This window comes from Serratia sp. 3ACOL1, from assembly GCF_003668775.1.
GTDB lineage: Bacteria > Pseudomonadota > Gammaproteobacteria > Enterobacterales > Enterobacteriaceae > Chania > Chania fonticola.
The window spans coordinates 41,030-55,368 of record NZ_CP033055.1; the positions used below are offsets into that span (position 1 = coordinate 41,030).

Below are 14,339 nucleotides of genomic sequence, written 5' to 3' on the forward strand. Positions count from 1 at the left end.
ATTCGCTCTGTGACCCCCCAATTCCTACAACAGTATGGGCCGCTTTATCCGCCTGGCGGAATGATAGCGCCGTCAAATCAGTGTGGAGCCTGTCGATGGCTTGAACGTAGTCATGATGGCCGTTCTCAAGTAGAATCGACAGACAATGGCGCCAAGGCAATTTCTATTAGGAGACGGTAATGTCATACAGTGGCGAACGAGACCAATTTGCACCTAACATGGCACTGGTGCCGATGGTGGTAGAGCAGACTTCGCGCGGGGAGCGTTCTTACGATATTTATTCCCGCCTGCTGAAAGAGCGCATTATCTTCCTGACCGGCCAGGTTGAAGATCATATGGCTAATCTGATCGTGGCGCAGATGTTGTTCCTCGAGGCAGAAAGCCCAGAAAAAGATATTTTCCTGTATATCAACTCACCGGGCGGCGTGATCACGGCTGGCATGTCAATCTATGACACCATGCAGTTTATCAAACCGGACGTCAGCACCATCTGTATGGGGCAGGCGTGTTCCATGGGGTCGTTCCTGCTGACGGCAGGCACCAAGGGCAAGCGTTTCTGCCTGCCAAACTCCAGAGTGATGATCCACCAGCCGCTGGGCGGCTACCAGGGTCAGGCAACGGATATTGAAATCCATGCGCGTGAGATCCTGAAGGTGAAGGCTCGCATGAATGAGTTGATGGCACAGCATACCGGCCAATCGCTGGAACAGATCGAACGTGATACCGAACGTGACCGCTTCATGACGGCGGAAGAATCGGTAGAATACGGTCTGGTCGACAGCATTCTGACGCACCGCAGCTAAAACTATACCCAAAGGGTCGCAAGCTGCAGTGCGTACCTGCCGCCTGAAGGGTGATGGGTAGCGCGCGGCTTGCGGGCCGATAGGCTATAGTATTCAGAGCGGGCCTGGCTCGCTTTAAACAGCGTTATCGGCGTTCCCGGTATAAAGTTTGGGCGCATTGTCGCCGCGTAATGGTGCGGGACAAAGACAAAAGAAGAGGTTTGACTCATGACAGATAAGCGCAAAGACGGTTCAGGAAAGCTGCTGTACTGCTCTTTCTGCGGCAAAAGCCAGCATGAAGTGCGTAAGCTGATTGCCGGTCCGTCAGTGTATATCTGCGATGAATGTGTTGATCTGTGTAACGACATTATTCGCGAAGAGATTAAAGAGGTTGCGCCGCATCGCGAGCGTAATTCATTGCCGACACCGCACGAAATTCGTCACCACCTGGACGATTATGTTATCGGCCAGGAACAGGCGAAAAAAGTTCTGGCTGTGGCGGTCTATAACCACTACAAACGCCTGCGTAACGGCGATACCAGCAATGGCATCGAACTGGGCAAAAGCAATATCTTGCTGATTGGCCCAACCGGTAGCGGCAAAACCTTGCTGGCAGAAACGCTGGCACGTTTCCTGGATGTGCCTTTCACCATGGCCGATGCCACGACGTTGACCGAAGCTGGTTACGTGGGTGAGGATGTGGAAAACATCATCCAGAAACTGTTGCAGAAATGCGACTACGACGTGCAGAAAGCCCAGCGCGGCATCGTCTATATCGATGAAATTGACAAGATTTCACGTAAGTCAGACAACCCGTCCATCACCCGTGACGTTTCGGGCGAAGGCGTGCAGCAGGCGCTGCTGAAGCTGATCGAAGGCACGATTGCGGCGGTTCCACCACAGGGTGGGCGTAAACATCCGCAGCAGGAATTCCTGCAGGTGGACACCTCCAAGATCCTGTTTATCTGTGGCGGTGCGTTTGCTGGCCTGGATAAGGTGATTGGCCAGCGCGTTAACACCGGCTCCGGTATCGGTTTTGGTGCCACGGTGAAGGGTGAATCTGAAAAAGCCACCGAAGGCGAACTGCTGTTGCAGGCAGAGCCGGAAGACTTGATCAAGTTTGGCCTGATCCCGGAATTCATCGGTCGTCTGCCGGTGGTTGCCACCCTCAGCGAACTGAGCGAAGAGGCACTGATCCAGATCCTGAAAGAGCCGAAAAACGCCCTGACCAAGCAGTATCAGGCGTTGTTCAATCTGGAAGGGGTAGATCTGGAGTTCCGTGAGGAAGCGCTGAATGCCATCGCCAAGAAGGCTATGACGCGTAAAACGGGTGCCCGTGGTCTGCGTTCGATTGTAGAAGGCGCGCTGCTGGACACCATGTACGATCTGCCGTCGCTTGAAAGCGTAGATAAAGTGGTGATCGACGAATCGGTGATCGCTGGCCAATCCAAACCGTTATTGATTTACGGCAAACCGGAAGCGCAGGCTTCTGGCGAATAATTAGCCAGTCAAACCAGAAAGTTAATCGTAAAAGGGGGATTTTATCCCCCTTTTCTTTTTCTCTACATTGTTACCGTTGAATGTCAGAGATTCATCCCCATATACTCATAATCCAGATTTTGTGAAACGTTTGATGCTTGCGTTTCATGAGATCCCCCTAATCCTGGCGGAAATTAAACTAAGAGAGAGCTCTATGAACCCTGAGCGTTCCGAACGCATTGAAATCCCCGTGTTGCCATTGCGCGACGTGGTGGTTTATCCGCACATGGTGATCCCGTTGTTTGTTGGCCGGGAAAAATCGATTCGGTGCCTCGAAGCCGCAATGGATCACGATAAAAAGATCATGCTGGTGGCGCAGAAAGAGGCCTCGACGGATGAACCTGGCATTAACGATCTGTTCTCGGTCGGTACCGTTGCATCGATTTTACAGATGCTGAAACTGCCGGACGGCACGGTCAAGGTGCTGGTCGAAGGTTTACAGCGTGCGCGTATTACCACGCTCTCCGACAGCGGCGAGCACTTCGCTGCCCAGGCTGAATATCTTGAATCACCGGCTATCGACGAGCGTGAGCAGGAAGTCCTGGTGCGCACGGCGATCAATCAGTTTGAAGGCTACATCAAACTGAACAAAAAAATTCCACCGGAGGTGCTGACTTCATTGAACAGCATCGACGACGCTGCACGCCTGGCGGATACCATCGCCGCGCATATGCCGCTGAAGCTTAGCGACAAGCAGTCGGTGCTGGAGATGTTCGATATCACCGAACGTCTTGAGTACCTGATGGCGATGATGGAGTCGGAGATCGACCTGCTGCAGGTTGAGAAGCGCATCCGTAACCGCGTCAAGAAACAGATGGAAAAGAGCCAGCGCGAGTACTATCTGAATGAGCAGATGAAGGCGATTCAGAAAGAACTGGGCGAGATGGACGACACGCCGGATGAACACGAGGCGTTGAAGCGCAAGATCGAAGCGGCCAAAATGCCGAAAGAAGCGCGTGAGAAAACCGAAGCGGAACTGCAAAAGCTGAAAATGATGTCGCCGATGTCTGCGGAAGCGACCGTCGTGCGTGGCTATATCGACTGGATGATCCAGGTGCCGTGGAATGCGCGCAGCAAGGTGAAAAAAGACCTGCTCAAGGCGCAGGAAGTGCTCGATACCGATCACTACGGCCTGGAACGCGTCAAAGACCGCATCCTTGAGTATCTTGCAGTGCAGAGCCGCGTCAGCAAAATCAAGGGGCCAATCCTGTGTCTGGTAGGGCCTCCTGGCGTGGGTAAAACCTCGCTGGGGCAGTCGATCGCTCGTGCGACCGGCCGCCAATATGTCCGTATGGCGCTGGGCGGCGTACGTGACGAAGCTGAGATTCGCGGTCACCGCCGGACTTACATCGGCTCCATGCCGGGTAAACTGATCCAGAAAATGGCCAAGGTTGGGGTGAAAAACCCGCTGTTCCTGCTCGATGAGATCGACAAGATGTCATCCGACATGCGTGGCGATCCGGCTTCAGCCCTGCTGGAAGTGCTGGATCCGGAACAGAACGTGGCGTTTAACGATCACTATCTGGAAGTGGATTACGATCTGTCCGACGTGATGTTCGTGGCGACCTCGAACTCGATGAACATCCCGGCACCGCTGCTGGACCGTATGGAAGTGATCCGTCTTTCCGGCTACACCGAAGACGAAAAGCTGAACATTGCCAAACAGCACCTGTTGCCAAAGCAGCTTGAACGCAACGCGTTGAAGAAAGGCGAATTGACGGTAGATGACAGTGCCATTATCGGCATCATCCGCTATTACACCCGTGAAGCCGGGGTGCGTAGCCTGGAGCGTGAAATTTCCAAGCTGTGCCGTAAAGCGGTCAAGTCGCTGCTGATGGACAAGAAGCTCAAGCACATCGAGATCAACGGCGAGAACCTCAAGGACTATCTGGGCGTTCAGCGTGTTGATTACGGCCGTGCAGACACCGAAAACCGCGTAGGCCAGGTAACCGGGCTGGCGTGGACGGAAGTGGGCGGCGATCTGCTGACTATTGAAACCGCCTGCGTACCGGGCAAAGGCAAGCTGACCTACACCGGTTCTTTGGGTGAAGTGATGCAGGAGTCGATCCAGGCTGCGTTGACCGTGGTACGTGCACGTGCAGAGAAGTTGGGCATCAACGCCGATTTCTATGAAAAACGTGATATCCACGTCCACGTGCCGGAAGGGGCGACGCCGAAAGACGGCCCAAGCGCCGGTATTGCCATGTGTACCGCGCTGGTTTCCTGCCTGACAGGCAACCCGGTGCGCGCCGATGTGGCGATGACCGGTGAGATCACCTTGCGTGGTCATGTGTTGCCGATTGGCGGCCTGAAAGAGAAGCTGCTGGCGGCACACCGTGGCGGTATCAAAACCGTGCTGATCCCTTACGAGAACAAGCGCGATTTGGAAGAGATCCCGGACAACGTCATTGCCGATCTGGAGATCCACCCGGTACAGCGAATCGATGAAGTTTTGAACATTGCACTGGTCAATCCGGCCTTCGGCGCACAGCCGGTAGCGGTAAAATAGTGACGTATAGCAAAAACCATTGATAAAACTCATGCTGGCAAGCCAATTCGGACTTGCCAGTATTTTTTTGTGCCGCTAAGTTAGATCCCTGTCGGCTCGCGTTTCGTCGCCGTTTGGTGGCTTGCCAAGGCACGACGGGATTGATATAACAGCAGCGCTGTCGTAACCGTAGGGATTTTTTCGGTGCGACGTTTTGAATTCTAGAGGGGATGATAGAGTGAATAAGTCACAACTGATCGACAAAATTGCCGCGGGTGCTGATATTTCTAAAGCGGCAGCAGGGCGTGCTTTGGACGCAATTATTGCTTCCGTTACCGATTCCTTGAAAGAAGGGGATGACGTGGCTCTGGTTGGTTTCGGTTCTTTCACCGTGCGTGAGCGTTCAGCTCGTACCGGCCGTAACCCGCAAACGGGTAAAGAGATCAAAATCGCGGCAGCCAAAGTTCCGGCTTTCCGTGCAGGGAAAGCCCTGAAAGACGCAGTAAACTGATTACTGCGTTTAATCGCATCGCGTCGCCGGTAAACAATCACCTGACGCAGCGGTATTGGTAAGGTAAGATATAAGGCGCATCAGGTTGATGCGCTTTTTTTATTTTTGTCGCAGGGAACGCGCCTGCACAAGGGTTGTTAATCCACATCACAGCGGAGTGTTGTCACACTATGATGGACAATTTACGCGCGGCTGCTAACCACGTCGTGCTAAAAATCATCCTGGGGCTGATTATCTTGTCATTTCTTTTGACTGGAGTGGTCAGCTATCAGGGAAGTGCCGGCGATTACGCTGCGAAAGTAAATGGCCAGGTGATCGAACGTGCCCAGCTGGAACAGGCTTTCCAGAGTGAACGTAGCCGTATGCAGCAGGAACTGGGCGACCGTTTCTCTGCCATGGCTGGCAACGAAGGTTATATGCAGCAGATGCGCCAGCAGGTGCTGTCTCAACTGATCGACAAGTCGCTGCTGGATCAGTACGCGAAGACGCTGGGCCTGAGTGCCAGTGACGATCAGGTGAAAGAGGCCATCCGTCAAGAAGCCTATTTCCAGACTGACGGCAAGTTCGACAACGCCAAATATCTCGACCTGATTAACCGTTCGGGCTTTAGCGCAGATCAATATGCGCAATACACACGCCAGCGGTTAATCAACCAGCAGATGATCCAGGGCTTCGGCGGTTCCGATATCGTCCCACCAAGCGAAGCTCAGTCTATGGTTGCCCTGGTTCTGCAAGAGCGCGACGTGCGTCTGGCGACGATCGATCTCAATGCCATGATGGCCAAGCAAACCGTCACCGACGAAGAGCTGAAGGCCTTCTTCGAGCAGAACAAGAACAGCTTCATCGCACCAGAGAAGGTGAAAGTGAGCTTTATCCCGCTGGATGCCGCAGCATTGCAGGATAAAGTGACCGTTACCGAAGCGGATATCAGCGCCTATTACGACGAGCATCAAAGCAGCTTTGGCCAGCCGGAACGCAAAAAATTCAGCGTGATCCAGCTGAAAACCGAAGCGGATGCCAAAGCGGTATTGGAAGAGCTGAAAAACGGTGGTGATTTCGCTGCGTTGGCGAAAGAGAAATCCACCGACATCATCTCGCGCCGTACCGGTGGCGAAATGGACTGGATGGAGCCAGACACCACGGCTGACGAACTGAAACAGGCTAACCTGACCGAGAAAGGCCAACTTTCTGGCGTAGTGAAGTCTTCAGTGGGTTACCTGATCGTGCGCCTGGACGATATCAAGCCAGCGCTGGTGAAGCCATTGAGCGAAGTGCATGATGCTATCGCCAAGCAGCTCAAGCAGGAAAAAGCGGTAGATGCCTACTATGCGCTGCAGCAGAAAGTCAGCGAGGCGGCGACCAGCGATAACGAGTCCCTGGCCTCAGCGGAAGAAGCTGCGGGTACCAAGGCGGCTAACACCGAATGGTTTACCCGTGACTCGGTTCCAGCTGCGTTGAACTTCAAGCCGGTTGTGCAGGCCATCTTCGATGGTTCGCTGATTGGCGAGAACGGCGCACCAGGCAGCAACTCTGACGTCATCACCGTTGACGGTGATCGTGCGTTCGTGGTTCGCGTTGTGGCCCATCAGCCGGAAGGGATTGAACCTTTCGACAAGGTGAAAGATCGCGTAACCGCGATGGTCAAACACAACAAGGCACTGCAAGAAGCCAAGCTGCAGGGTGAAAAACTGCTGGTTGAGTTGAAGCAGGGCAAAGGCGATGAGGCGATGAAAGCCGCTGGTCTGAGCTTCGGCAGTGTACAGAAAATGGCGCGCGCCCCGGAAGACAGCCAACTGGTGGAAGCCGTATTCGCTCTGCCGCACCCGGAAGCCGGTAAAGTGGTTTACGGCATGTCACAGGATGCTCAAGGGAACGTGGTGTTGATCGCCCTGGATAGCGTTAAGCCAGGCACGTTGCCAGCAGACGAAATGAAAACCTTCGTCAGCAACATGGAGAAAGGAAGCGCTAGCGTAACCTTCGATGCCTTGCTGACTAACCTGCGCAAAGAAGCCAAGATCAAAATGGGTGCCGCTGAGCAGCAACAGCCGTAACTTGTCCCCTATGGATTTCAAGTTGCAGCTAGGCGACAAGCTTGTTCATCCCCAGGAGCTTACTTTTCGTAAGTGACTGGGGTGAGCAAGTGCAGGTAACAACGCTGCAGCTTGAAAGACGACGGGGATTCGCACCGCATTTCTTTGCAACAGCTTGCAATACTCAAAGGCCGCTTTCGCGGCCTTTTCCACATTTAAACTCTGCCATTTGCCGATCTTCCGCCGCTGCGGCAAGGTAACCTTGCTGTCAAACACAAGGAGGATACAGCATGCAACTTAGCGAAAATAAAGCCATTATCCGTTTTACCGTTATCTGCCAGCTACTCTTGGCGGCGGCGCTGTTTGGCCTGATAGGGAGCTCGGCCATTGCCGCAGAGAAACCCTCTCAGGGGCAACCACAGGCCGCTGCGGTATCGCCTAAGGTCATCCCTGAAGCGCAAAGCGAGGGTGAAGCCCAGGTCAGCATTAACCAGGCAGATGCCGAGGCGCTAGCCACCGTGTTGAACGGCGTAGGGCTGAAAAAGGCAGAGGCCATAGTGCGCTACCGCGAACAGAACGGGCCGTTTAGCGAAATAGACCAGCTACAGGAGGTGCCGGGGATCGGTCCCTCCCTGGTGGAAAGGAATCGTGATCGGCTGAAAATGTGATCCCGCTCGCGGCTGCGTGGCAAAGTGGCCTCGCAGCCGCGCTGCTCTGCTACATTTTACAGGTCATACCAGTCATCCATCGCAAACTCTTTGCCAAGCCCTGCGGTACAAGCATGCTGCCAGCAAGGAGGGATAACACTGAACGGGTATGCCGGTATTAATTCGCTATCACCAGAGCAGGAGCGGTTGTTTCACTATGCAGACTTATATCAAAGTTCGTGGCTATCATCTTGATGTCTATCAACACGTTAATAATGCCCGGTATCTGGAGTTCCTGGAGGAAGCGCGCTGGGAGTGGCTGGAGGATCTGGATGCTTTCCACTGGATGACGCAAAACAACATCGCGTTTATCGTGGTGAACATCAATATCAATTATCGTAAGCCTGCCGTATTGGGGGATAAGCTGCGTATCGATAGCCAGATGCTGCAACTCAATGGCAAGAGCGGTGTACTGAGCCAGCAGGTATTGCTGGAGCCGGAGGGGACAGTGGTTGCCGACGCGACGCTGACCTTTGTCTGTATCGATTTGAAAACCCAGCGGGCACTGCCGATTGAAGGCGCACTGCGTGAACACCTGGTGGCACTACAGCAGAAAGATGCTGAGGCCTGATTAAGCATCGTGCTAGTCATGGCCCCTCACCCTAGCCCTCTCCCACAGGGAGAGGGGACCGAACGTGCCAGCGGGTATTTCTTTCACGGCCTGACCATCGGTAAATGAAAGGGTCGGTGCTACAGGGATAACTCAGTACCCGATGACAACACCGTATCAACTCATGGAAGGCATGACTCTTGCCTGGATGACAACTGCGTACCAGCTCCCTCTCCCTTAACAGGTGTCCATGTAGACCCCCTGTCTTTACATTGGGAGAGGGCTGGGGTGAGGGGATCTTGCAATTACTACAGATTAACTCCGTTCCCAATTCCGGCTCTGCACTAGCTCCCTCTCCCTGTGGGAGAGGGTTGGGGTGAGGGGACCCAACGATGGCTTAATCTGACTTATTGAGCGGCATTACAGCCGCCCATGAACTGGCTTAAACCAAGCCGGTTTTCCGCTTCAGGCTGGCCATCACGCCGACCTTGTCCTGCTGATACTGCTGCAACCCGTTGGCGCGCAGGTGGCAGGCCGCACATTCACCACAGCCGTCGCCTTGAACGCCGTTATAACAGGTGAGCGTCTCATGGCGGATACGTTCCAACTGTTGATAATAGTCCGCCAGCGCCCAGGTCTCAGCCTTGTTGAGCCACATCAGTGGAGTTTCGAAGCGAATATCACGTGCGATCCCCAGCACGATGGCCTGATTCAAGGCCTTAACAAACTCGTCGCGGCAATCTGGATAGCCCGAGAAATCAGTCTCGCACACGCCGGTGATCACGGCTTCGGCTTCCACCTGGTAGGCATAAATTGCCGCCAGGGTGAGGAACAGGATGTTGCGCCCCGGCACAAAGGTGCTTGGCAAGGCATCGGTCTGTGAACTGTCGTAGGCGGGTACTGGAATGTTATCGCGAGTCAGGCTGCTGATGGCCAACTCATTGAGCAACCCAACGTCCAAAACCTTGTGCGCCTTGGCTCCCAGAGTTTGGCATAAGGCTTGGGCCACCTCGATTTCGGCGCGATGACGCTGGCCGTAATCGAACGTGATGCAGTGAACTTCATCATATTGTTGCAATGCCTGGATCAAGCAGGTCGTGGAGTCTTGTCCACCGCTAAAAACGACGACTGCGCGTTTCATAAATCTACCTTCTGGCTAGGGCCATTCCCGATGCACATTCGGGCGGCCGGTTTATGCCCTTTGTTGTCAGGCTACAGTGTTGCCGGTCTGAGCCTGACGCTATTGGGCTTCGACACATGTGGGGATGCTATCAGAAATGCTCGCCACAGCGTAGGGCAACCTAATCATCCAGCGGCGGTGGCAGCCAAGCCTGGCAAAAATCAAACCAGCCGTAGGCGGTGAGCATCACACCATGTATGCGGGGAGGGGCACTGACCTGATACTGATAGTTGAATAGGGGAGTGAGGATCGCGGCCCCCATCAACTGTTGATAATACGCTTTTAGCTGGCTGTAGCGTTGCTGTGGAGCTGGGCATTGCTGGATCTGTTGCAGGGTCCGCTGTTGGTGTTGCCAATCCTCTTCTCGCAAAATCCCTTGCCATAGCAAATCGCGACGTAGCCAACTTTCTAACGTCGCTTCCGGAGCTTCACCAATCAGGTTATCGGCCAGCAACAGATCGGCTTGGGCTATCTGCTCGGTACTTTGCCAACGTTTGCCGGAATAATAGCGGATCTCTAATTGGCAGCCATGCTCCGCCAGCAATTGTTGCAAAGCCTGAGTCACGCTCTCTAGCTCGATCGGCGGATGGTACAGCAGCGTCAACCGAGGGGGGAGCTCAACATCCTGTCTGACATCATGCTCAGGGATCGCCCAGCCGGGCAGCATTTCATGGCTTGGCATGATCACGCCCTGCTGGATGGGCAAGCTGGCCAGCAGGCCGGAGCGCTGGATCAGCATCAGCAGCTTTTGCCCTTGGGCCTCAGTCAGTACGCCACGACGCTGGTTAATCGCCAGATAGCACCACCCTTGGCTCATACTGCGTTGTACCGGCCGCGCCTGTGCCAGTTCTTCCTGCTGGCCGATGGTGATGCGTACCGGGTGCTGGCAACTGGTGTCGGTACTGCGGGTTGGTAACTCTGGCGTGATCCAATATTCGATGCTTTCCAGATAAGGATGTTGCAGATGGTAGTAAGGATGTTGTTCCAACCGCACCATATGCGGCTCGTTTAGTGCCAGCTTAAAGGGACCTGCGCCGAGGTTCGGTAACTCTGGGTGCGTCATCAGGCAGGGCAGTTCTGCCAGCCGGTGCGCCAGCCAAAAATCGGGCATTTGCAGATCGAACTGGATGCATAGCGCATGCGGCAGGCTGATTGCCGCCACGCTGCTCAATAATGGCTGGCTGCGCGGATGGTGTTGCAGGGCGTTGAGGGTTTGCAATAGCTGTTGGCCCGTTAAGGCCTCACCGTTATGCCATCGCAGCTGACTACGCAGAAAGAACTGCCAACGCAGGCCGTCTTCGCTAATCTGCCAGTGATGGGCAAGATCGGGCTGCGGTTCTGGGCAACCGGTATTGAAGCGTGTCAAACCGGCATAGACGGTCGCGACCAGATGCTGCTCCGCACGGCCGCTTAGCGTCAAAGGATCAAGCTTTTCCAACGTACGGTAATAAGGGATACGCAGCGTAGGGCTGCCTTCCTGCCATTGGCCGCCGAGGTGGGGGCTCAGCAACTCTTGCAGATGCTCTGGCGCCAACTGCGCCATTTCTAAGGCTCCCTGGTGATCGCCCAGTTGCAGTAAACGTTGGAGATGCGCAGTCCGCAGTTCATCGGGGGTTTTCAGGCACTGCAACTGCGCGCGTTTCCCCCTCCCGGCCTGTGACTGCCAAGTTAGCCAACCTTGTTGCTGCAACTGCTGCACCAGGGTGCGGGCATGCCGCTCGCTGCAATAGAAGATCGCAGCTAATTCACCGATCGTGATCGCCACCGGCGCGCTGCCTAGCTGGTGGTACAAACGTTGATACTGACCGAGGCGATGAACCAGGCGCATAGCGGTATCCTAGGTGTTGCAAGCGATGAAAGATAAATCAGGAAGCGTTTAGGCAAATTGTTCACTATTACTTCCGCAAATACCACCCCATACTGCGGTGATTGCCAATGTGCTCACATTTACGAGGTTCCTATGTATCGCCTGGCCGCTTTCGATATGGACGGCACCCTGCTGACTCCCGATCACCGTGTCGGGCCGGAAACGCTGAGCGCGTTGAAGCAGCTTATCGACAGGGAGATGGTGGTGACCTTTGCCACCGGGCGGCATTACCTCGATGCCCAGCCGATCATGGCGCAACTGGGACTGCAAGGTTACCTGATCACCGGTAACGGCACTCGCGTCTATGACCAGCAAGGGCAGCAACTGCATGCTACCGACTTACCGGCGGAGATTGCCGAAGAGGTGCTGCATACCCACTGGCGCACCTCTTCCAGCATGCATGTGTTTCGTGATGAGGGGTGGTTGACCGAAACCGCAGTGCCGGAAATGCTGGCTGCACATCATCTCAGTGGCTTTCATTTCCAACTCACCGACTTGCGCCGTCTGCCCGCGTTTGGCAACAGCAAGGTCTGTTTCTGTGCTCCCCATGAAGAACTGGTCAAACTGCAGGCACAGTTGAGTGAGCATTTCGGCACCCGTGCCGACCTGTGCTTCTCGGCCTATGATTGTCTCGAAGTGCTGCCAAAGGGCTGCAACAAGGGAGCGGCATTGGACAGGCTGAGCCGCCATCTGGGGCTGACGTTGGCTGATTGCATGGCCTTTGGCGATGCGATGAATGATAAGGAAATGCTCGCGGGAGTAGGGCACGGCGTGGTGATGGGCAATGCTCTGCCACAGTTGAAATCGTTACTGCCCCAACTACAGGTTATCGGCCACTGCGAACAGCAGGCGGTGGCTCACTATTTACAACATTGGCTGCGTTCACCACACCTCACCTATTCCCCCGAATTCTGAGGTATTACTATTACAGCCGGCCGGGTATGACTACCCGGCTTTTTTTATCCCCTGAACTTCGCCTTAATGAGTTGGCAACCTAATAAGTTATTTACCTGACAAGTTAGCCAACTGAGCGCTATATGGCGTGAGATCGCCGATATTGTTGTTGACCCAGTCGCTATTGTAATAGGTATCCAGATAGCGCTCGCCGCTGTCGCATAGCAGGGTGACGATGGCACCTTGCTCGCCTTTGTCCCGCATTTGCTTGGCCAGTTGCAGCGCTCCCCAGACGTTGGTCCCGGTTGAAGCACCTACCTTGCGACCCAGAATGTTTTCCAACCAATAAATGGTGGCGATACTGGCGGCATCTGGCACGCGCAGCATGTTGTCGATCACCGAAGGGATAAACGACGGTTCGGCGCGTGGGCGGCCAATCCCTTCGATGCGGCTGCCGCAGCTGCCGATGATGGTGCGATCGCCATGATGGAAGCAGTCGTAGAACACCGAGTTTTCCGGATCGACCACCGTGAGCTGGGTATCATGCCCTTGATAGCGAATGTAGCGCCCCAGCGTTGCCGAGGTGCCACCAGTACCGGCACTCATCACGATGTGTTTCGGAACCGGGTGCGGTTCTCGCTCCATCTGGCGGAAAATACTGTCGGCGATGTTGTTGTTGCCACGCCAGTCGGTAGCGCGTTCGGCAAAGGTGAACTGATCCATATAATGTCCGTTCAGCTCTTTGGCCAACTCCTCTGACACCGCATAAATCTGGGCCGCATGATCGACAAAATGGCTGCGGCCACCGTAAAAGGCGATTTGCTCTACCTTACGTTTAGCGGTGCAGGAAGGCATCACCGCGATAAACGGCAGGCCGAGCAGGCGGGCAAAATAGGCTTCAGATACCGCCGTGCTGCCCGAAGAGGCTTCAATAATCGGCGTGTTCTGGTTGATCCAACCGTTACACAGCCCATAAAGGAACAGCGACCGCGCCAGGCGGTGTTTCAGACTGCCGGTGGGATGGGTGCTTTCATCTTTCAGGTAGAGATAGATGCCTGGAAATTCCGGCAGGTTCAGGCGGATCAAGTGCGTATCGGCGGAGCGTTGGAAATCCGCTTCTATTTCACCAATAGCATATTTTACCCAAGCGTTTGTCATAATCTGGCCTCAAAATAGGGGGCTTAAACCCGCCGCTTTGCAAGCTGTAGCTTGAAATCCAGCAGGGATGTTTGAGGTGTAGCATAGCGGTTCAGCGAGAAAAAAGGATTGCCATTTTTCCTGTTTAATCGCCTAATGGGAGAAATATTTTCTATGAAATCACCTTATGTTGGATAAAACTGACCGTAAACTGTTGTGCATGCTGCAACAGGACTGTACGCAATCGCTGCAAGTGCTGGCCGAAGCGGTGAATCTGACCTCAACGCCTTGCTGGAAACGGCTAAAAAGGCTGGAAGATGAAGGTTACATTCGCGCGCGCGTCGCGCTGCTGGATAATGAAAAGCTCGGGCTTGGCCTGACGGCGTTTGTGCTGATAAAAACCCAGCAGCACAGCAGCGAGTGGTATCAGAAATTTGTCGATCTCACCGCGCAGATGCCGGAAGTGTTGGCGTTTTACCGTATGGCGGGGGAGTATGATTACCTGATGCAGGTCGAGGTGGCGGACATGAAAAGCTATGACAATTTCTATAAACGCCTGGTGACCGGCGTGCCGGGGCTGATTGATGTCACTTCCAGCTTCGCGATGGAAAAAATCAAATACACCACGGCGCTACCCGTGCCAGAGTGAAATCG

General features: G+C 54.4%; 12 protein-coding genes. 9 read left to right on the forward strand and 3 right to left on the reverse strand.

The annotated features are described in order from the left end of the window. The first annotated feature begins 179 nt into the window (after positions 1-179). From clpP to D9980_RS00245, 7 genes are all read left to right on the forward strand, one after another. Positions 180-803: an ATP-dependent Clp endopeptidase proteolytic subunit ClpP gene (clpP, locus tag D9980_RS00210; RefSeq protein ID WP_021180167.1), complete on the forward strand. Its 624-nt coding sequence runs from the start codon at positions 180-182 to the stop codon at positions 801-803. A gap of 207 nt (positions 804-1,010) precedes the next feature. Beyond that, the gene (gene clpX / locus D9980_RS00215; protein WP_021180166.1) at positions 1,011-2,282 is read left to right on the forward strand and encodes an ATP-dependent protease ATP-binding subunit ClpX; all 1,272 of its coding nucleotides are present in this window, start codon (positions 1,011-1,013) and stop codon (positions 2,280-2,282) included. 193 nt (positions 2,283-2,475) lie between these two features. Further along, on the forward strand, positions 2,476-4,830 hold the full coding sequence (gene lon / locus D9980_RS00220; protein ID WP_021805482.1) for an endopeptidase La: 2,355 nt from the start codon (positions 2,476-2,478) through the stop codon (positions 4,828-4,830). Between the two features lie 217 nt (positions 4,831-5,047). Next, a complete protein-coding gene (hupB, locus tag D9980_RS00225) occupies positions 5,048-5,320 on the forward strand; it encodes a nucleoid-associated protein HU-beta (RefSeq protein ID WP_004954599.1) in 273 nt (90 codons plus the stop codon). A 170-nt stretch (positions 5,321-5,490) separates the two neighbouring features. After that, on the forward strand, positions 5,491-7,371 hold the full coding sequence (gene ppiD / locus D9980_RS00230) for a peptidylprolyl isomerase (RefSeq protein ID WP_121606046.1): 1,881 nt from the start codon (positions 5,491-5,493) through the stop codon (positions 7,369-7,371). Positions 7,372-7,640: 269 nt separating this feature from the next. Next, the gene (locus D9980_RS00240; protein ID WP_024483946.1) at positions 7,641-8,018 is read left to right on the forward strand and encodes a ComEA family DNA-binding protein; all 378 of its coding nucleotides are present in this window, start codon (positions 7,641-7,643) and stop codon (positions 8,016-8,018) included. A 196-nt stretch (positions 8,019-8,214) separates the two neighbouring features. Next, the gene (locus D9980_RS00245) at positions 8,215-8,628 is read left to right on the forward strand and encodes a thioesterase family protein (RefSeq protein ID WP_024483947.1); all 414 of its coding nucleotides are present in this window, start codon (positions 8,215-8,217) and stop codon (positions 8,626-8,628) included. A 421-nt stretch (positions 8,629-9,049) separates the two neighbouring features. Here the strand turns inward: D9980_RS00245 and queC are convergent, their stop codons facing one another. Both queC and D9980_RS00255 read right to left on the reverse strand, forming a co-directional pair. After that, positions 9,050-9,748, reverse strand: a complete 699-nt coding sequence (queC, locus tag D9980_RS00250) for a 7-cyano-7-deazaguanine synthase QueC (RefSeq protein ID WP_024483948.1) — start codon at positions 9,746-9,748, stop codon at positions 9,050-9,052. Between the two features lie 160 nt (positions 9,749-9,908). After that, entirely contained in the window at positions 9,909-11,615 is a 1,707-nt protein-coding gene (locus D9980_RS00255) for an SgrR family transcriptional regulator (RefSeq protein WP_121606048.1), read from the reverse strand. Between the two features lie 132 nt (positions 11,616-11,747). Here D9980_RS00255 and cof point away from each other — a divergent pair, with 132 nt between their 5' ends. Then, positions 11,748-12,569: an HMP-PP phosphatase gene (cof, locus tag D9980_RS00260; protein WP_121606049.1), complete on the forward strand. Its 822-nt coding sequence runs from the start codon at positions 11,748-11,750 to the stop codon at positions 12,567-12,569. Between the two features lie 87 nt (positions 12,570-12,656). Here cof and D9980_RS00265 read toward each other — a convergent pair whose 3' ends face one another. Continuing rightward, the gene (locus tag D9980_RS00265) at positions 12,657-13,706 is read right to left on the reverse strand and encodes a PLP-dependent cysteine synthase family protein (RefSeq protein ID WP_121606050.1); all 1,050 of its coding nucleotides are present in this window, start codon (positions 13,704-13,706) and stop codon (positions 12,657-12,659) included. Between the two features lie 166 nt (positions 13,707-13,872). On the opposite strand from D9980_RS00265, the gene D9980_RS00270 reads away from it, so the two are divergent. Beyond that, positions 13,873-14,334: an Lrp/AsnC family transcriptional regulator gene (locus tag D9980_RS00270; RefSeq protein ID WP_021180156.1), complete on the forward strand. Its 462-nt coding sequence runs from the start codon at positions 13,873-13,875 to the stop codon at positions 14,332-14,334. The last annotated feature ends 5 nt before the right edge of the window (positions 14,335-14,339 follow it).

What these genes read in the sequence shown, in the direction of transcription:
- clpP (WP_021180167.1), top strand. Translation starts at nt 180, where the DNA reads ATGTCATACAGTGGCGAACGAGACCAATTTGCACCTAACATGGCACTG.
- clpX (WP_021180166.1), top strand. Translation starts at nt 1,011, where the DNA reads ATGACAGATAAGCGCAAAGACGGTTCAGGAAAGCTGCTGTACTGCTCT.
- lon (WP_021805482.1), top strand. Translation starts at nt 2,476, where the DNA reads ATGAACCCTGAGCGTTCCGAACGCATTGAAATCCCCGTGTTGCCATTG.
- ppiD (WP_121606046.1), top strand. Translation starts at nt 5,491, where the DNA reads ATGATGGACAATTTACGCGCGGCTGCTAACCACGTCGTGCTAAAAATC.
- D9980_RS00240 (WP_024483946.1), top strand. Translation starts at nt 7,641, where the DNA reads ATGCAACTTAGCGAAAATAAAGCCATTATCCGTTTTACCGTTATCTGC.
- D9980_RS00245 (WP_024483947.1), top strand. Translation starts at nt 8,215, where the DNA reads ATGCAGACTTATATCAAAGTTCGTGGCTATCATCTTGATGTCTATCAA.
- queC (WP_024483948.1), bottom strand. Translation starts at nt 9,748, where the DNA reads ATGAAACGCGCAGTCGTCGTTTTTAGCGGTGGACAAGACTCCACGACC.
- D9980_RS00255 (WP_121606048.1), bottom strand. Translation starts at nt 11,615, where the DNA reads ATGCGCCTGGTTCATCGCCTCGGTCAGTATCAACGTTTGTACCACCAG.
- cof (WP_121606049.1), top strand. Translation starts at nt 11,748, where the DNA reads ATGTATCGCCTGGCCGCTTTCGATATGGACGGCACCCTGCTGACTCCC.
- D9980_RS00265 (WP_121606050.1), bottom strand. Translation starts at nt 13,706, where the DNA reads ATGACAAACGCTTGGGTAAAATATGCTATTGGTGAAATAGAAGCGGAT.
- D9980_RS00270 (WP_021180156.1), top strand. Translation starts at nt 13,873, where the DNA reads ATGTTGGATAAAACTGACCGTAAACTGTTGTGCATGCTGCAACAGGAC.